9 protein-coding genes and 1 tRNA gene are annotated in these 19,609 nt (G+C 59.5%); 5 read left to right on the top strand and 5 right to left on the bottom strand.

The window, feature by feature from the left end:
* Positions 1 to 273: 273 nt before the first annotated feature.
* Complete coding sequence (locus VG146_16950) at positions 274 to 1,446, top strand: anhydro-N-acetylmuramic acid kinase (GenBank protein ID HEV2394042.1); 1,173 nt, start codon at positions 274 to 276, stop codon at positions 1,444 to 1,446.
* A gap of 154 nt (positions 1,447 to 1,600) precedes the next feature.
* Here VG146_16950 and VG146_16945 read toward each other — a convergent pair whose 3' ends face one another.
* Both VG146_16945 and VG146_16940 read right to left on the bottom strand, forming a co-directional pair.
* Entirely contained in the window at positions 1,601 to 2,755 is a 1,155-nt protein-coding gene (locus VG146_16945) for a VCBS repeat-containing protein (GenBank protein ID HEV2394041.1), read from the bottom strand.
* Positions 2,756 to 2,805: 50 nt separating this feature from the next.
* Positions 2,806 to 4,332: an aminotransferase class III-fold pyridoxal phosphate-dependent enzyme gene (locus tag VG146_16940; protein HEV2394040.1), complete on the bottom strand. Its 1,527-nt coding sequence runs from the start codon at positions 4,330 to 4,332 to the stop codon at positions 2,806 to 2,808.
* A gap of 30 nt (positions 4,333 to 4,362) precedes the next feature.
* Here VG146_16940 and VG146_16935 point away from each other — a divergent pair.
* Positions 4,363 to 4,450 (top strand) — tRNA-Leu (locus tag VG146_16935).
* A gap of 319 nt (positions 4,451 to 4,769) precedes the next feature.
* Positions 4,770 to 7,991: a glycoside hydrolase gene (locus VG146_16930; protein HEV2394039.1), complete on the top strand. Its 3,222-nt coding sequence runs from the start codon at positions 4,770 to 4,772 to the stop codon at positions 7,989 to 7,991.
* Between the two features lie 344 nt (positions 7,992 to 8,335).
* Here the strand turns inward: VG146_16930 and VG146_16925 are convergent, their stop codons facing one another.
* From VG146_16925 to VG146_16915, 3 genes are all read right to left on the bottom strand, one after another.
* Complete coding sequence (locus VG146_16925) at positions 8,336 to 13,180, bottom strand: protein kinase (GenBank protein HEV2394038.1); 4,845 nt, start codon at positions 13,178 to 13,180, stop codon at positions 8,336 to 8,338.
* 108 nt (positions 13,181 to 13,288) lie between these two features.
* Positions 13,289 to 13,846 (bottom strand): ECF-type sigma factor, encoded by a 558-nt coding sequence (locus VG146_16920; protein ID HEV2394037.1) that lies wholly within the window; start codon positions 13,844 to 13,846, stop codon positions 13,289 to 13,291.
* 169 nt (positions 13,847 to 14,015) lie between these two features.
* The gene (locus VG146_16915; GenBank protein ID HEV2394036.1) at positions 14,016 to 16,907 is read right to left on the bottom strand and encodes a DUF3472 domain-containing protein; all 2,892 of its coding nucleotides are present in this window, start codon (positions 16,905 to 16,907) and stop codon (positions 14,016 to 14,018) included.
* 363 nt (positions 16,908 to 17,270) lie between these two features.
* On the opposite strand from VG146_16915, the gene VG146_16910 reads away from it, so the two are divergent.
* Complete coding sequence (locus tag VG146_16910; GenBank protein ID HEV2394035.1) at positions 17,271 to 18,743, top strand: transglutaminase-like domain-containing protein; 1,473 nt, start codon at positions 17,271 to 17,273, stop codon at positions 18,741 to 18,743.
* A gap of 2 nt (positions 18,744 to 18,745) precedes the next feature.
* Positions 18,746 to 19,543: an inositol monophosphatase family protein gene (locus tag VG146_16905; protein ID HEV2394034.1), complete on the top strand. Its 798-nt coding sequence runs from the start codon at positions 18,746 to 18,748 to the stop codon at positions 19,541 to 19,543.
* Positions 19,544 to 19,609 lie beyond the last annotated feature (66 nt).

Here is a 19,609-nt window from a genome sequence, read left to right as displayed (position 1 = left end):
CGTGAAACCTGCGCTAATTTCGAGAACCACATCGGCGCGGACAATGAGGTGTATTGCTCAAGATCGGTGATTCGGGACCCGAGGGGCGGCGGGATTGATTTTACTCAGCGCGTGTTCTTGAAAAGGGATGACGCCCTCTCATCCTCGTTCTCGTTCTCAAATTCTTCAGGGCTTTCGAAAGCGAAGATGAGGTCAGCTCCGGTTCCTTGTTGGCGATCCTCTTCGCATTTTCCATCTTTGCGGCGGATATTCCTCTTCTGTACGCTTCCGCACATGCGCCAACCACGAGACCTTTTCATTGGCCTGATGTCCGGCACCTCGGCCGATGGCATCGATGCCGTAGTAGCCCAAATCTCCGGGCATGGCCGCTCCACGCGGGCGCGTGTTCTGGCCCATGCGCATCGGCCCTTTACACGGGGATTGCGCCTGAGAATTCTCGAGGCGAGCTTGCACGGAACAGTCCGTGAGATTTGCGAGTTGAATTTTGCGCTTGGCGAACATTTTGCGCGGGCGGCCCTGGCTGTATTGCGCGTGGCGAAACTCGAGCCAAATCAAATCGTGGCTATCGGTTCGCACGGGCAAACGGTCCACCACTTGCCTGGAGCGAGGAGGCATTCGACCTTGCAGATAGGCGAGGCGGCAGTGATTGCCGAGCGCACCGGCATTACCACTGTAGCCGATTTTCGCGTGGGCGACGTAGCTGCCGGAGGACAGGGCGCGCCGTTGGCGCCCTACGCCGATTGGGCGCTCTTCACCGACCGGGCAGAGCCCCGCATCGTGCAAAACATCGGCGGGATTGCTAACCTGACCTTTCTGCCTGCCGATGCCGGGCTTGAGGAGGTCCTAGCGTTTGACACAGGTCCCGGCAACATGCTCATTGACGGTCTGGTTGCCGTGCTGAGTGCGGGCCGCAAATCCTTTGATCGGGATGGACGCTGGGCCGCTCAAGGGACCGTTTCCTCGAAGTTGCTGGCGCGTCTTATGACCCACCCATTCCTGAGGCGCAAGCCGCCCAAAACAACCGGGCGCGAGGAGTTTGGCGAGCCACTGGTACAGGACATCTTGATGGCGGCGGGGCGGCTACAGTTGGCCGCACCCGATGTTGTTGCCACAGCCACTGCCTTTACCACCTCGAGCATTGTCCAGGCCTATCGCCGGTTCGTTTTTCCGCGCCTCAAATCCGGTCCCTCTTCCGGCTTGCAAATCATTCTCGGCGGTGGCGGCGCCAGAAATCCAACCCTGCGCGGGATGCTGCAAGCGCAGGCCAGCCCCTACACTGTCCTGACTCACGAGGACTTCGGGATTGCCGATTGCGCCAAGGAAGCTTTGGCATTCGCAATCCTGGCCCGTGAAACAATGTCAGGCCGCCCGGGCAACCTCCCCAGCGCTACCGGCGCGCGGCGCCCGGCGATTTTAGGGAAAATTATCCAAGGCAGTCTTCGATGAAGCTCAGGACCTCTTCGATGACTTGAAGCTTAAGCCGGTCGCTCGGTTCCGCTACGGGTTCTTTCAGATCTCCATAGAAGGTCACCCGTCCTCGTCCTCGATTTTACAGGTTTCCAGGACGAAGGGAAAGCCGACTATTTTCAAAAACACGCTTTCATTTGTTGTTCTCGAACCAAACCAGGTTGGCTGTCGCTGAGCCGATGGAAACGATGTCCGGCTTGCCATCGCCATTCAAATCGACCACGGCGCAGGAAGCGGCAGTGATGTGCCCGATGTCAAGGTCGTGTCGGTTCCAGCGAAACCCTGGCGCATCTTCGGCCTTGTAATAAACCATCCCGCCGCCTCGCCCCCGGTAGCCGGCCACGATTTCGTCCCGCCCATCGTGGTCCAGGTCGGCCGTCGCCAGGGCGTGGCCGTCCTTGAAAGAATCGTCGATAACCTGGCGCGTCCAGCGGCCATTTTCGTTGTGGTAAACAACGACCTGGTGACCGTGCCAAGGCTCGATAGTGCAAAGGAAGCGCTGGTTGCCAAGGTGGCCGACGGCGATCTCGCTGGCCCCGCATTGGGGCCATGGGGATGGGTCGCCACGGGTGATTTCCGTGCGTGCCCAGCGCCCATTGTTTTGCAAGGCGTAGCGATGGACACCATCAAAGGAAGCGGTCAATATCTGATCATGGCCGGTGCCATCCCAATCTGTAACGCAGAGGCCATGCTGCACACCCTGATTCTGCTCGCTAATAAGCCGGCGCTGCCACGCGCCCGGTTGGTAGTACACGAGCGGGACGTGGCCGCGGTAATCAGGCGGGGCGGCTTCAAGGCCAGTGAGCGGCGCGTTCACCACGACAGGCTTGCCGCTCCCGTCGATATCCGCCAGACGCAAGCGATGCGACGCAGGCAGGTGGTCGATAATTCGCGTTTTCCAAGGCTGAATTACATCCGCGTCCGGTTCGAGCAGCCAAACCGTTCCAGCGCTTTTGCTTGCCACATTGTCGAATCCGCTGGCCAGCACAATAACCGGGCGCTTGCCTGAACGCAGGACGACGCAATTAATCATTTGCTTGAAATTGGAGGCGATGACGTGCCGTTGCCAACCTGGGTTCTCAAACCACACCAACTCGGACATCCCGCTGGCCAGCGCGATCAGGTCCGGTTTGCCGTCCTGGTTCAGGTCCGCCGGCAACACCTGGTAGCCGCCGGACAGGCCGGTGGCGATCGTATGCTCGGTGAACGATAGCGGTTGCCCGGCGCCGATTGAAGTTAGAGCGAGCAAAACCGCCGGTGCCAAACCCAAGGAGGCAGATTTACGCATAACAAGCGAGGGCCTGTTTGCAGGAATTACAATAGGTCACTGCATTCATTTCAAATGGCAGAAAGCGATTCGTTCAAGACTTCGAGCACAAAATCGGCATCCGCGCGCGTGATGCACATTGGCGGCGCAAAACGGATCGTCTGTCCCCACAGTCCGCCCTTCCCAAGAAGCAAACCCAGTTCACGCGCATTTTCCAGCACTCGCGAGCATTCGGCTGACGCGGGGAGTTTTGACGCCCCGTCCTTCACCAACTCGATTCCGAGCAACAAACCTCTTCCACGAACGTCGCCGATGATTTTGTGCTTTTCTTTCAATTTGTTCAACTCCGTTAAAATGTGATTGCCGAGCGTCCGGGAGTTTTCCTGAAGATGTTCCCTCTCGATGACTTCGAGGACGGCTTTGCCAATCGCGCTGACAACGGGGTTTCCGCCGAAGGTGTTAAAATGGAGCTTGCCGACCAGCGCCCTGGCAATCTGGGGCGTCGTGACGACCGCCCCGAGCGGACAACCATTACCAATGCCTTTGGCCATCGTCACAATGTCTGGAACCGCTCCTTGGGTCTGGAAGCCCCAGAAATGGTCGCCCGTGCGGCCAAAGCCTGTCTGGACCTCGTCTGCAATGCACACGCCTCCAGCGGCGCGGATATGCTCATAAACCCTTTTCAGATAGCCTGGGGGAAACTCGACTACGCCGCCGACCCCTTGAATGGATTCAGCTATAAACGCCGCCACCTTCCCCGGCGTTGCATAATCAATCAGATTCTTCACGTCCTGGGCATACTTTTGTCCCGCATCCGGGTCGTCGTAGCCAAATGGGCCGCGATACGGATACGGCTCGAGCGCGTGATGCACGCCGAAACTGTGCGGCACATTGTGTTTCCAATTGCTATGCGCCGTGGCCGCCATACCGGATGCGTTGCCCCCGTGATAAGCATTGCGCAGAGCAATGACATCGTAGTTGCCGGTCGATGCCCGCGCAATGAGCAACGCCAGGTCGTTGGCCTCCGAGCCGGAGTTCACGAAATAACACAACTTCAAGTCACCCGGCAGTTTCGAGGCGAGCTTCTCCGCATAGAGGGCGACGTTCGGGTGCAGGTAGATCGTTGTGGAATGTTGCAGCCTTTCATTTTGCTTGTTCGCCGCCGCGACGACATGAGGATGACAATGCCCGACGCTGACCGTCACGATTCCGCCAAGGCCGTCCAGGTAACGCTTGCCGGTCTCATCCCAGACGTATTGCAGGGAGCCTTCGACGAGCATGATGGGTTCCTTGTAGAAAAGGAAGATGCCCGGATTCACGAACTGCGCGCGCAACGCCGCGATTTCAGCCGCAGACGGCCCATTATATTTTCCCGGCGAATGGCTGCACGGCGGCAGCGGGATGCTTTTCATAGTCAGGCGAAGATTAGGGCGGGGAACGACAAAAATAAACCACGCAAACGGCGCGGCAAGCGGCACGCCGCGCACGGGTTGCTTGCGTCCGTCGAGGACTTTTGCGAACGTAGGCCCGTGAGAACGAACTTGTGCGCTGGTGTTTGTGCTGCTTTCGCTGCTGCATTGGCTTGCGTTACGTTTCATGGCTCACGAAATGCCTGTAAACATTGGGTTGCCGGTGTGGCGAAATGGCAGACGCACAGGACTTAAAATCCTGGGGCTGTAAAAAGCCGTGTGGGTTCAAGTCCCACCACCGGCACCAAAATATCGTTTATCACTGGAATAACAGCAGGCGCAAATTTCATGCTGCGGAGTTGTCCTGTAGCGAGGCGGCGCCTCAGACCTGTGTTGAGAATCAACCGCGGATGGACGCAAATCAGAGCGCATTTTTGAGACGGGACCCTTTGACTTTCTTATCGTGGCATGGGCGCGAATTCTTCAAGGGAGTTTGATTCTTGCGAGTCGTAGTTTAGCTGCGTGGCGAGGGGGAGACCAGTCTGGTCTCTTCGGCTAGATTGCTTGAGCCCTTTTTGTTCGCAAATTCCGGTTTATCTGGTAAAAACCAATGCCGTTACACCCTTATGAGTCAGTCTCGCCCACATCTTCTTCGAGCACAAACCTTCTGGCTGGCGACCGCCTTACTGGTATTTCAGGCCCGCAGCCAAACGCTCCCGGAGCATCTCGACCGGGACATTCAGTGGCGCATGATCGGTCCTTACCGAGGAGGGCGGACCCGGGCCGCTACGGGCGTGCCGGGCCAGCCCAACGTTTTCTATGTGGGCCAAGTGGACGGCGGCGTGTGGAAAACCGATGATTACGGGCGTACCTGGAAGCCGATTTTCGATTCCGAGCCGGTCCAATCCATCGGCGCCATCGCGGTTGCCCCCTCGGACCCGAATATCCTCTATGTCGCCAGCGGAGAAGGATTGCAGCGTCCCGAACTATCCGTCGGCAACGGCATGTACCGCTCGTCCGACGCGGGTCGGACCTGGAAGCACCTCGGACTCGATGACAGCCAACAGATACCGGCTCTGGCCGTCGATCCCCATGACCCGAATCGCGTTTTTGCCGCCGTCCTCGGTCACCCTTACGGTCCTAACCGTGAGCGGGGCGTTTTCCGAACCACCGATGGCGGCAAGACCTGGATGAATGTCCTGTATAAAGACGAAAACACAGGCGCCTGCGACGTCGAGATGGACTCGTCCAATCCCGAGGTGATTTATGTGACCTTTTGGAGAGCCCGCCAGGGGCCTTGGGAAGACCATAACGGCTATGGCGGCGCCGGGGGTGGAATTTACAGGTCGGCGGACGGCGGCAACACGTGGCGGCAGCTTTCCGGGGGATTGCCCAATGACCTTGTGCAGGCTTATGTCGCTATCGCTCCCAGTAACTCAAAGCGCCTCTATGCAATGGTCGCCACCAGCCGGGACAAAGAGGTCTATGCGTCCGGCAAAGGCATCCTCTTCTGCCGCTCCGACGATGCGGGCACGACCTGGCACGTAGCCACAAGTGACGATCGGCCAAGCGCGCGCATTGGCGGAGGCGACCTTCCCATGCCCAAGGTGGACCCCGCCAATCCGGACATTGTCTATAGCGCCAGCATCGTGACGTGGCGCTCGGTCGATGCCGGTGGAAGCTGGAGGGCTATCCGCGGCGCGCCTGGCGGAGACGATTATCAAAACATCTGGATCAATCCCGATCACCCGGAGATCATCCTGCTGGTTGGAGACCAGGGCGCCATTGTCACCGTCAATGGCGGCGCAACCTGGAGTTCCTGGTACAACCAGCCGACCGCCCAGCTCTATCACGTCATCACGGACAACGAATTCCCCTATCGGGTGTATGGCGGGCAGCAGGAGAGCGGTTCGGTGGGAATCTCCAGCCGGGGGAATGACGGCGAGATCACGGCGCGGGAGTGGCATCCCGTAGGCGCCATCGAATACGGTTACGTGGCCCCCGATCCCCTCCACCCCAACGTCGTTTACGGCGCCGGCAGGACTGAGATTTCCAGGTTTGACTGGGTCACGGGCCAGACCCAGGACGTCTCGCCCGTTCCCGTGAAGCAGGGAGGGATTCGGGCTGACCGCACCGAGCCGATCATGTTTTCTCCGGTTGATCCCCACGTGCTTTATTATGCGGCCAATGTCCTGTTCGAGACCAGGAATGGCGGCAAGTCCTGGCAAACGATCAGCCCGGACCTCAGCCGAAAGCACCCGGGCATCCCTGCCAGCCTCGGTGCGCTCGCCGCCAATGATGCCTATGCTGCCAACGTCCGCGGCGCCATTTACGCCCTGGCGCCCTCGTTCCATACGCTCCATACGCTATGGGCTGGCACCGATGATGGACTCGTTTGGACCACTCGCGACGGTGGAAAACATTGGACCAACATCACGCCCCCTCAGCTCGCTCCATGGAGCAAGGTGACGCAAATGACCGCCTCACATTTCGACGACAACACGGCCTATGCGTCCGTGAGCCGCTTCCGGGTCGATGATTTGCATCCCTACATTTTCCGGACGCATGACGGCGGCAAATCCTGGCAGCCAATCGTTCATGGCCTGCCTGAGGACGCGCCGGTGAATACCGTCCGGGAAGACCCGGTCCGAAAGGGCCTCCTGTTTTGCGGGACGGAAAAAGCGGTCTGGGTCTCTTTCAATGACGGCGCGCTGTGGCAACCCCTCCAACTGAACCTGCCACACACTTCGATGCGCGACCTTTGGATACACAATGACGACCTCGTTGTGGCCACCCATGGGCGCTCGTTCTGGATTCTCGACGACATCACTCCTCTTCGCCAGACCACGGCCGACTTCGCCCAATCGAGGGTCCGGCTTTGCAAGCCCGCGACGGCGTGGCGAATTCAGCGGGACACCAACACCGACACCCCGATGCCTCCAGACGAGCCCGCCGGAAAAAACCCGCCCGAGGGCGCGATCATCGACTACTTTCTAAGGCAGACGGCCCACAGCCCGGTCACACTGGAGATTCTCGACGCGCAAGGGCGTCTGGCGCGCCGCTATTCCAGCGACGATCCTGCCGGCCCCACGCCTGAGGAGCTCGAAAGGTCGGCTTCCATTCCCCTTTACTGGATTCGCCGCCACCAGGTCCTTCCCGCCACAGCCGGAATGCACCGCTGGGTCTGGGACCTGCATTACACGGGCACCGTCGCCATCCAACGGGAGTATCCCATTTCAGCCATCCCCTTTAACACACCGCACCTGCCGGTGGGCCCCACCGCCTTGCCCGGACGCTACATGGTCCGGTTGACCGCCGCGGGCGAAACACACTCCGAGCCCTTGCTGGTCAAGATGGACCCGCGGGTAAAGACGCCCCGGGCCGATCTCAAACGCCAATTCCAGACCGAGCAAGACCTCGCCTCGATGATCGCGCGCAGTTCCGAAGCCGTCGGTCTGGCACGTTTCTTACAGACCCAGACGGCGAAATTGGCGGACGACAAGATAAATCCTATTGCAAGTCAGGCCAAGACTCTCGACAGCAAGGTAAGAAACCTCCTGGAACAACCCGCTCACAAAGAAGGAGAAGAAACCGGCTTGGAGGATATCAACAAACAAGTGTCATCGCTCTACGACCAGACAGCGAGAGCCGATGCCGCGCCGACCCCTTCGCAATTGGCCGCTCTAGGGCATCTCGAGACTGCGCTCATTGATGCCCTGAAGACCTGGACGCGAATCCGAGGGGTTGACCTGCCCGCCTTCAATGCCCAGTTGCGCGCCTCCGGTTTGGGGGAAATTCATCCGGAATGGAATCCGGAGACCCAACCCGACTCGGAGAACGAAGAATAAGAACTCGGCGAAGTTCGAGGCGCGATTCGCGAATGGCAAATCAGCGCGTATTTTACCGCTGACGATGTCACTCCCCTGGCCCTCCCCCTCATAAAAGAACGTGACGCCCAGTTCGAGAAGTTCCAGGCCGACTTCAAAAAACGACTGGGGCATCAGCTTCGCCTCAAACGCCTCTTTGATTTGCTCTGCGACGGCATCCGCGCTCCCGCCGACCTGGCCCGCCGCCTCAAAGTCCGTTTCCAGCCCATCGCCCCGCTCAAAAATCGCCTCCGCCGTTGACCTGCGGATGTCCATGCGGTGGCTGAATTGTGGTGTTGGATAACGACATCAAGCGCAAAAGTGGATTATGGCTTCGCATCGCCGGGCGGACTTAAGAGGGACCTTGCTTCCTTGTAGGCCAGCCACCAAATCAGCACGTCGTGGGAAACGGGGTGGCCGTTCAAAAGCGGTTTGGTTTCGTCTTTTGGCAGTGGAGCCATCTGTGCCTCTTCCTGGTTAAAGAGCCAGCGGGCCTCTTCTGAGCGACCCTGCCGGAAAAGGCTCATGGCGCGAAACAGGCGCGCGATTCCTTGAATGTCGCGATTGCTATCGCCAACAGTCTTCTCCGCGACGGTGAGGGAGCGTTCGGCAGCGGCGTATTGGCCGTTGCGGTATTCAGCCAGCCCGAGGCCCAGTTGATACCACGGCAGCAGCCCGGTGTATTTGCCCAGTTCCACAGCCCGCTGTGCGAGGTTGAGGGCGTTGGTGAGCAAGGCGGTATCGGTGGAGGGCCGAAGGCAAAAGGCCTTGGCAGCCCGCTCTGCTGTCCCGGGCAAATCGGTTCCTTGCGCCTCCTGGACCAGGCGGCGGCGGCTGGCCTCGTAATCGGCGTCCTGGCCGAACCAGGTTTGCCAGGTGGCAAGGGTGAGCGAGGCATCGGTGTCCTGCGGATTCATTGCGCAGACGTTGTCCAGGAGGGTCAGCGCCTCCCCGCGCCGGCCGAGGGAGCAATAGAGATTTGCCAGAGAACGCATCGTGCTGGTCGTGTCGGGGTTTTGCGGGCCGCTGACCTGGCGGATGATTTCCAGCGCCTCGTGATACTTCGGTTCCGCTTCCGCAAACTTGCCTTGGGCCACCAGCGCGTCAGCGTCGCGCTTAAGCGCGAGGGCGTGGGTCGTTTGGTCGAGCCGTCCGCGCGCCTCGGCGATGCGCTTCAACAAGGGAGCGTTGTCGCCCGCCAACCGCTCGGCCTCAGCCAACGATTCCGGCGTCTGCTCGGTGATTCGCTCCTCGATATACTCCGGAACGGTTTCTGAGGAAAAAGGCGAGATGGTGCGTGTGAATGGGTCGGCGAAAAACCAGCGTCCCCAGACGGCCCAATCGTCGTTGTCCGGTTCGCGGCCCACGGTCTTGCGGAGCCGGCCGATAACCTCGGCTGGGTTCAAGTGAGTCGGCTCCAAGAGGCCCTGTGGGTTGAGCGTCTGGCCGGAGATCGCTTCGGCCAATTGCGGCAGCCAGGACGGGGGGGGTGCCGGCGATGGAGCGATGTCCCAAATCCGCACGTTCCCGTCTTGCGCCGCGGTTATGATGCGCTTGCCATCCGGACTGAATTGCACCGAATTGACCGGCCACGTCATGCCAACCACGCGCTCGCCATGGGCGCTCCGCTTGAACTCACCTGGACCAGCCTCCCACCCATGAAACAGTGGCTCCATCAATGGCTGTCCGGTCTGCGCATCCCACACCCGCGCCGTTCCATCCTCCGCTGCGGTAACGATGCGCCTCCCATCCGGACTGAACTGCGCGGAGCTAACCAAACCGGCGTGTTGCAAAGGCTCGGTCAGTGGCAGCCCGCTCCGGACATCCCAGACTTGAGCCGCAGACCCGGATACCGTGAGGAGCCGCTCCCCATCCGAACTGAATTGCGCGGAGTTGACCTCTCCACCCAGTTGCGTCAAGGGTTGGCCGCTTTGTGCATCCCACACCTGCGCAGTGCCGTTTTGCGATACGGTGACGATGCGCTTGCCATCCGGACTGAATTGCACCGAATTGACAGCAACCAAATTCGCGTGTTGCAGCTCGGTCGATGGCTGTCCGCTCTGGGCGCTCCACACCCGCACCGTTCCGTCACCCGAAGCGGTGACGATGCGCTCGCCATCCGGACTGTATTGTGCCGAGCTGACCGGAGCGGTTTGTTTCAACAGCTCCCTTAGTTGCTGGCCGCTCTGAACATCCCACAGCCGCACGGTCCCGTCAGTCGAAGCGGCGACGATTCGGCTGCCATCCGGACTGAATTGAGCCGATTGCACCCACCCGTCATGCTTAAGAGGAGCAGTCAGGGGGTGGCCGTCCTGCGCATCCCACACCCGCACCTGGTCCCCAGCCCTGGTGAGGATGCGCTTGCCATCCGGACTGAACTGCGCGGCGTTGACGAAGCTGTAGTGTTGCAAGCGCTCGGTCAGCGGCTGGTGGCTCTTTGCATCCCAGACGCAAACCCAATTCCCCCATACCGTCAGGATGCGTGTTCCATCCGGACTGAATTGCGCTGACGCGAAGCCGGCTTGTTTCAAGATTTCCGCCAACGGCGGCTGGCCGTTCTGCATCTCCCAGACCCGCACCGTACCATCCCGGGACGCGGTGAGGATGCGTTTGCCGTCTGGACTGAATTGCGCGGAGTTGACGACGCTATTGTGTTGCAGAGGCTCCGTCAGCGGCTGGCCGCTCCGCGCATTCCAGCCCCGGGCCACGGCGCCAGAGGCGGTGACAATTCGCGTTCCATCCGGGCTGAATTGGGCTGAATTGACACGATTATCCTGAATGCCATGTCCCGGAAGCAACTGCCCGCTCTGCGCGTCATAAATCTGCACAGTGCCGCCCCACGTCGTCGTGAGGATGGACTTGCCATCCGGACTGAACTGGGCGGAGGCCACGGGAAGGATGTGTCCGAGGGTCATCAGTTGTTGGCCACTTTGCGCATCCCATACCCGCGCCGACCCGTCGCCAGAAGCCGTAACGATACGCTTGCCGTCCGGACTGAACTGCGCTGACCTCGCGAACGATGAGCCAAGCTGTGGCAGCATCGTCAAAACCCGGCCGTTCTTTGCGTCCCAGACCCGTACTTGGTCCCAGGCCGCCGTGATAATGCTGCTGCCATCTGGACTGAATTGCGCTAAAAGCAGGCTCAACTTGCCGCCGGTTTGCAACTCGGCCAGTTTCCGGCCATCTTGCGCATCCCACACCCAAGCCGAAGCGCCGCACATGGTGACGAGGCGCCTCCCATCCGGACTGAATTGGGCGGAGGCGACCAAGCCGTTGTGTGGCAAAGGCGGTGTCAGCGGTTGGCCGCTCGACGCATCCCAAACCCGCGCTTGATCCCATGTCGCCGTGACAACGCGCGTTCCGTCCGGGCTGAATTGCGCCGCGCCCACCTGTCCGCCCAGTCCCAGTCGCGTCAAGGGTTGGCCGCTTTGTGCATCCCACACCTGCGCAGTCCAATCCTCCGAAACGGTGAGGATGCGCTTGCCGTCCGGACTGAATTGAGCTGAGTTGGCTGATTTGGCTGGTTTCAACAAAACCGTGGGAGCCATCCAGGAATGAGACGCCAACAAGGTCGCCATGCTGGTTAACGCGGCCTCGTTGGCCGGATCGTCAGCGAAGCTGCGCGCCAGATAAGCCAGGGCATCGCCCGGGTGCTTTTCGGTGATGGCGCGCGAACCTTGCAAAAACTCGGATGTGGACAAGGCTGTTTTCGCCTCGACTTCCTTCTGCCGGGCATTCTGTTCCGCCGACTTCGCTTGCCGGGACGCCGCTACCGCCCGAGCGGCTTGCGCCTGGGCCTGCTGGTTGGCCGCCTCGGCTTTCTGACGCATCGCGGCTTCGCTGGCGCGGGCTTGCTTCTCGCGGATAAAAAGGAACGAGCAAATCACCAACCCCAGGGCCAACGACGTAACGACGGCGGCTGCCGCCCCAAAGGCCAGTTTGTTACGCCGGGCCATTTTCTGAAAGCGATACAACTTGCCCGGCGGGCGGGCGAGGACCGGCTCATTGTTCAGATGCCGCTGAATATCCATCGCGAGGCCGTTGGCTGTTTCGTAGCGCCGCCCCCGGTCTTTCTCCAAGGCCTTCATCACGATCCAATCCAGGTCGCCGCTGAGCAGATGGCGCAGTTTGGGAGGATCGGCCTGGCGGTGCCTAGCCACCGTCGTCTGCTCCACCGCGTCCAGCGTATGCAGTCTGGTGGAGGGCCGTACGGGTTCCTCTTCCCGGATGATTCGGCGAATTTCATCCAAACCAGCTTTCAATAGCCTTTCGCCCTCGAACGGAGTTCTGCCCGTCAGCAACTCATAAAGCAATACTCCCAACGAATAGATGTCGCTGCGCGTATCAATGTCCAACCCGCTCAGCCTGGCCTGCTCCGGGCTCATATAGGCCGGCGTCCCAATGAACTGCTCGAAGGCCGTGAACAATGTCTTATCCGTCAGCCGCTGGTCGGTCGTCGCCTTGGCGATGCCAAAATCAATGATCTTGGGCACCGGCACGCCGTCATGGTCCGCCACCAGGATGTTGGAAGGTTTGATGTCGCGATGAATGATGCCCTTCTGGTGAGCATGTTGAATGGCCTGACACACTTGCACGAACAGGCTCAGCCGGGTTGCTGTGCTCAGATTGTTTTCGTCGCAATAGCGCGTGATGGGGATGCCTTTGACCAACTCCATCACAAAATAAGGCCGGCCCGTCTCGGTCGCGCCGGCGTCCAGCACCTTGGCGATGTTCGGATGGTCCATCAGCGCCAGCGCCTGGCGCTCGGCCTCGAAGCGGGCGATGACTTGCTTGGTATCCATGCCCAACTTGATGACCTTCAGCGCTACTCGCCGCCTCACGGGCTCCTGCTGTTCGGCCATATACACCACTCCGCAGCCGCCCTCCCCGATGCATTGCAGCAATTTGTAGCGTCCGATGACGGTTCCGGCAGCTTCCTCGATGGGGGATATTTTGATGGTGGGTCGCTCAGCGTACGCGGCAGGTTTCTTCATGAAGGTATCCTGCTCAAAATGCTCGGCCAGCAAGGCCTCCATCCGAGCGCGTAGCGCCAGGTCCTTGCCGCAGGCGCCGTCCAAAAACGCGGTCCGTTCCTCGGGTGTGTTCTTTTCCAGCGCCTCAAAGAAAATCTCTTTCTCCGAACGGTTTTGGAATTTGTCTGGGTCGTTCATATCATGTCCTATTACCAGGAAATGGCGTAATCGGGTATCAAAACACGCCAACCGGTTTCAATTTTTCTGTGAATTCCCATACATAAGCCAACCCTGCTCCTGGAACGCTTACCATTGGCCACGGATCGCTCCTTTGAGCCAGGCCCTGGCAAACACCCAGTGCCGGTCGGCGCTACGCGGGGATATTTCCAGGGCCTCAGCGATTTCTGGAACGGTCATGCCCACGAAATAACGCAACTTGACTACATCAGCAGCCAGTTCGTCCTCGGCGGCCAGGGCATCGAGGGCTTCATGCACGGCGAGAATCTCATCCGAGGGAGCGGCCAACTCGATTTTGGATTCGTGAAGCTCCTCGAGTGGATGAGCGAGGCCGCATTTCAAGCTGGCCTTGTGCCGGGCCTTATCAATGAGGATGCGCCGCATCGCCTCGGCGGCCGCTGCGAAGAAATGGGAACGTCCGCGCCATTGCTGATGTTCTGAACCGGCCAATCTCAACCAGGCTTCGTGGACCAGGGCGGTCGCCTGCAGGGTCTGCCCGGGTTTTTCTTGGGCCATCTTCCAGGCCGCCAGCCTGCGCAATTCGTCATAGACCAGCGGGAGCAAACGGGCGGCGGCCTTGGGATCACCCGCATCAATGGCGCTGAGCAGTTGGGTGACATCGGGCATGTCAAAAACTATCGACCGCGGCCCGCTAAAATCAAGTGTGCATGCGAGTTCGACGGATTAAAAGTATATAGCATTTTTTGGTGCCTGCTTCCCCGACGCCATTGCGAGCGAATGGATGATGCCTTAGCGATCATCAGCGCAGATTAGCGGTTCAATTGAATGGCCACGGCTAAGGGCTGGTGGGCATGGAGTACGCGTTTTCGACTTTGAACGAACCCATCATGCAGGTCCAGGCATAGACCCGTCCGGGCACACCGCCATAGACGAAGCCATTCACGTAGGCCGGTGCGCCGCAAGGCTGGAATGAACTCCAGGTCTGCCCGCCGTCAAGGCTGCGAAGGATTCCCCCGGCGCCGCCCTTGATGTTGTGGGCGCCGGCCAGCATGACCTGGGGTCGTACGGGGTCAATGTACACGGCCCATGCGCAGATGTCCCGGCCTTGCCAGTCCTTTTTCGCCGTCCAGGTGGCGCCACCGTCGGTGGAGAGCATGAGCTTGCCGCCCAGGAAATCGGCGACAAGGATGACCTTCTCGTTGGTTGAATCCACGGCGACATCCGTGGCGCCCTTGGGGTAGAGGGCCGTCCCTTGACGAGTCATTTTGGAATACTCATAAATGGGGCCGCCCCAGATGCCATCCACGCCATAGAGGTTACCGCTGCGTGCCCGGCTCATTTGATGCAACTCCCCAGGCGATCCCGGCATGCGGTGGAAGGTGTTGCCGCCGTCGGTGGATTCCAGCACAGCCCGCAGCGAATCGGGAAGGGGAGGGTTGCGGTGGGAGTTCTGGGTGGAAGAAAAATAAATGTGCCGCGGGTTGGTGGGGTCCACAATGAGGCTGCCCATTTCCCGGTAGCGCGAGCCCACGTTTGCGGTGGGGGTCTGGCTCCACGAAAGTCCGCGGTCGATGGACTTGTAGAGATAACAGGGAGCCTCGGGGCTGTTGATGGGGCTCCAAACGCGGTAAAGGACGTCGGAGTCAGTCGGGTCCTGGGCCAGAGCGGCTGCCTGGCACCACGTTGCGTCGATGCCTCCACTGATTTTCCAAGACTTTCCCAGATCGGTCGTGTAATAGAAGCCCACGTCGCCGGCAAGAAAATAGACGCGATTGGGGTCGGCTGCATCCACGACGGGCGGGGCTTCCAGGCAAAGCACGTCGATGCCGGTGACGCGCGGTTCCCAGGTCTCCCCATTATCAATGCTCCGCCAGACCGTGCCGCTGGCGGTCTTGTAGAACCGGTCGCCGCAAGGTGAGGCAGCAAAAGAGGTGACGTCCCGGAGGCCATTGGCGAAGAACAGGTAATCCCCGGGCAAAGGCGGACGGACTTTTGCATCGGAGAAGGTCTGGCCATTGTCATCGCTGAGGATGGGTTTGGACATGCCCTGGGCCCAAGCGACGACGCGGCCACTGTTGCTGATGCCAACTCCAACGCTGCGCTTGGAGTCCACTCGACGAGGGGCGAGTTTTCCGGCGCAGGGCTCGAAGGTCTTTCCGTCCAATGCCCGATAGATGGCGCCCTCGGCCGTTACAGCGAAGACCAGGTTCGGGTCTGAGGGTGAACAGGAGATGGCCCCTACCCTTTTGTCGGCCAGAGCGGCCACCGATTGCCAGTGGTCGCCCTTGTCGTCTGTGTAGTATAGGCCGGTGGCGGGCCGGAGGGGACTGGCTGCATACAGCCGTCCCGACTTGGAACCGAACAAGTGGATGCCGGACTGATAATCCTTCACGTTGGCGGCAGTGAAGGGCAGGGTTTCCTTGATCGCGAACGTCTTCCCCTGATCGGTGGAGACGTGGATTTTGTGACTGTCCTTTTGCGCGCAGTATAAGGTCTCATCCGCACCCACAGCCAAGGAAGCGCCCAGCAAGGCCTCGGTGCCGGGGATGTACGACCAGGTTTCACCTTCATCGATGGATTTCCACAAACCGTTTTCGTGGACGCCGCGCCCCAAAGTGTGGACGGCATAATAGCAAATGCTGGGGGAAGCCGGGTCCACGGCAAATTGGGAGTAGTTACCACAGACGACGGAGCCGCCGCCGGTGGCGAGGTGGATCGCTCCCGAGACAAGCTTGTAGGTGGTTCCACCGTCGGTGGACTTGAAGAGCCCGGAAATGTCGGTGTTCATCCAGATAACGTTGGGGTTTGTGGCGTGCGGATAAATGCCCATGCACCAGCCCCCGCCGCCCGGACAGAGAGGCACCCACTCCGCCGCTGCGTTGCTGGCCTCGGAAGGAAATGCGGGCAGAAAGCCGGGAGAATCTGGTGTGGCAGCGACAGGCAAATCAATAAAACTCCTGAGTTCTCGCGTCCTTTTGACCTCGCCACCGGTTGCCAGGAAAAAGAATCCATCCTCCGATCCTGCGTCAATGTTCTCTTTGGATTCCCACTCCGCGCCGGAAGCGGTGAATCGCGCTTTGGCGAGCCGTACCCACTGGCCTTGGGGTGTTTTGATCCAGCCGTTGCCAAACCGGGCTTTGCGCACTTGGCCTGCACTTTTGCCGTCACGGCGAAAATCTTCGATGAAAGAATAATAGCCGCTGAGAGGCAGGCCGCCGGTCCGGGTCCGAAAGCAGGCGAGCTTCTTCCACCCGTCACTCGCGCGGAACCAGGCGGCGTAGGTGGTCTTTTCTCCCTCGATTCGAGCGCCGACAAGGAAGTGGTTGGTTTCGTCGAGGCGCCAATCATAACGCCACAGGCACTGCGCGCCTGTGCCTTCGCCGCCGAAGCGTTTGATTTGCACCCCTTCACCTTGGTACAGCACCTCGACGCGGTCTTCGGCTTTGACCCCATTAGGATTATCCCCTTTGGTTGGGTCCCAAACCGAGAAGAGCACCAGCTTGTCGTGCGTCCCGCCGAGTTGCTGAATGCCGAAGTATCCGGTATTCCACCCGCAAGCCATGAAATAGGAGCCGTTGACGGATTTTTCAACGACAACCTCATTGTAAAACAGGGCGCCTCCCGGAGCGGGATAGACCAAGTGGACGGAACGGGCGGCACGAAACTCGCCGCCCTGGGCAATTGTTAGCACAAAAGCGGCAAAGGCGACGAAGGAATGCCTTTTCATAGTTCGCGGTTCAGCACAGGACGACTGACAAAGTCGCAGGTTTCCAAACTCGCTGCTACTGCTATTCTGTTCCCATCGCGAGGACGCCAAAGGCGTCCCTCATACCAGCCCACGGCAACGCTGTGGGAAAGGGGCGCAGGTGGATGGTTGCAGGCCAACGGCCTGCTTTATAGATGGCTCTATGAAGCAGGCCGTTGGCCTGCAGACGGAGCCTTGCCAGCAATTCACATTTTAAGATTTTGAATCGCCGCTGCCGCATAAATGCGGCAGCGGCTCCAAGATGAGAATTGCTCTGCATTGCTATGCGGCGGACGATACTCCAAGGTTGCTTCCCCTTGCTGTTCAGGCATCTTCGTTTGAGCGATGAAGCAAGCCCTTTTAGTCCTTTCATTGGTCCTGGCGATGGCCGGAGGGCTTTGCTTTGCGCAGGAGGATGTTATTAAAAAGGCAGGCCGGCTTGAGCTGCAAGGGCACTTCAGCGCGGCGGCCGAAATCTTGAAAGCGAGCCTGGCAGACGCTGCGCTGGGCGCCGCCGAGCAAAAGCAGTTGGAGTTCGAATTGGATCGATTAGCGCGTATCAAAAAGGATTTCCCCTACACAAAAGACCAGTTATTTGCGGTGCTGAAGAAATCTGTCCGGGACCTCACCCTGAAGGAATTCGATGACTGGATTAGGGAGGGCCGCTTCGACAGCCGGCAAATTGATGGGCAGGTTTATTTCATGGGGTCGAGCGTGAAGAATCTCTTTTTTCGGTATCCGGAGCTGGAAAGCCGGCGGGTTCCGCCAAAGGACACCACGGTGTCACAGAAAGCGCGCCTGGAGACTTGCCTGGCAATCCAACGAGCGGCCATCGCCGAGAAGAAGCCCTATGTGCTGCCCAAACGCTTCCACATTACGTTGAACGTTACGGCCAAGGCAAATGCGGCGCCAGCAGGCCAAATCATCCGCGCCTGGCTGCCGATTCCACGGGAGTACCCTTTCCAACGGGATTTCGATTTACTGTCAGCATCCCCCAAACCCGCGCGGATTGACGCCAGAGAGAGCGCCATCCGCTCGATATTCATGGGGCAGCCGGCGCGCAAGGATCGGCCAACCGAGTTCAGGATTGAATATGATTATACCTGTTACGGGGTGTCATTCGCGCCTAAGCCGGAGCTGGTGAAGGCGTCCAATCCAAACGATCCGTTGCTGAGCCCGTTTACGCGCGAGGGGCCGCACCTGGTGTTTACGCCGGAGCTTCGGAAGCTCTCGACGCAGATCGTGGGGGGTGAAACCAACCCGTGCCTCGTAGCCAAGCGGTGTTACGACTGGATTGCGACCCACATCCAATATAGCCTGGCGATTGAATACTCGACCATCAGGAACATCAGTGATTATTGCCGCACCAAAGGCTATGGGGACTGTGGGCAGGAGGCGATGCTCTTCATTGCTCTTTGCCGGCTCAATGGCATCCCCGCCCGCTGGCAATCCGGCTGGAATACATTCCCTGGCAACGAAGACATCCATGATTGGAGCGAGATTTACCTGGCGCCTTATGGGTGGGTGCCGGTCGATCCGTATATGGGGATTTTCGCCATGCAATATGCCACGGCGCTTTCAGCCGTCCAGCGACGCGAGATTCGCGATTTCTACTTCGGGGGTCTCGACCAGTACCGGATGGCAGCCAACAGCGATCATTGCCAGACGCTCGTGCCCCCCAAGCAATCGATGCGGTCGGATAATGTTGATTTTCAACGAGGCGAACTGGAGTGGGGGTCTCATAACATCTATTTCGACCAATACTCCTACGAGTTTGATGTAAAGGAATTGCCGTTACCCAAGGGAACCGTGGATTAACAATGAACCTGAATCGAGCACTCACTGCCGCGGTGGATGCCGCCCAGACTGTTGGCGGCCTCATGAGCCGTCAACTTCATTCGGTCAAGCGCGCCAATGAGGTGAGCCAGCACGATATCAAACTCGAGCTGGATGTCCGGTCGCAAAAGCTGATTCAAAAGATGCTCTATGCGGCCTTTCCGGATGCGGCATTGCTGGGCGAGGAGGGGGTTGCCGGCGATGCAAGCTCGGAATATCGGTGGGTGGTCGATCCCATCGATGGCACCGTGAATTTCGCCTATACAATTCCGCACGCGTGCGTCTCTATCGCGCTCCAGAGGCAAGGCACGGCGCGCGCGGCCGGCGCATACGAGGACGGCTTTCAGACCCTGCTGGGTGTGGTGTATGATCCCTTCTGCGATGAACTATGGACGGCTGTGAGTGGCCAGGCAGCCCGGCTGAATAGCAAAATCATCCGGGTGAGCCGCCGGCGCAAATTGGATGAAGCCATCGTTTCAATCGGCTTTGCCAAAAGCCGTGAAAATCTCGAGGCCACCCTGCCCTATTTCATCGAGCTGGTCCACCGGGTGCGGAAGATTCGCATTATGGGCTCAGCGGCGCTGGCGTTGACTTACGTGGCCAGCGGGCGGTTCGATGCCTATATCGAGCGCGGTATTCGACTTTGGGATGTTGCTGCCGGCGGCCTTATCCTGGAATGCGCCGGAGGCGAGTTCTGGCATCGCGCCGTGCCCGGCGAGCATGCCTATCGCATGATAGCAACCAACGGACTTGTCCGGAAACAGCTCCGGATTCCAGAGTGAGAGAGGAATTGCATAACTTGGCCCAGTGTGCCACCCCCTGGAAATTTGTCCTTTTCTTTGGCTTTT

Source organism: Verrucomicrobiia bacterium, assembly GCA_035946615.1.
In the GTDB taxonomy this organism is placed as follows: domain Bacteria; phylum Verrucomicrobiota; class Verrucomicrobiia; order Limisphaerales; family UBA8199; genus DASYZB01.
This window is presented reverse-complemented; position numbering and strand designations above follow the sequence as displayed.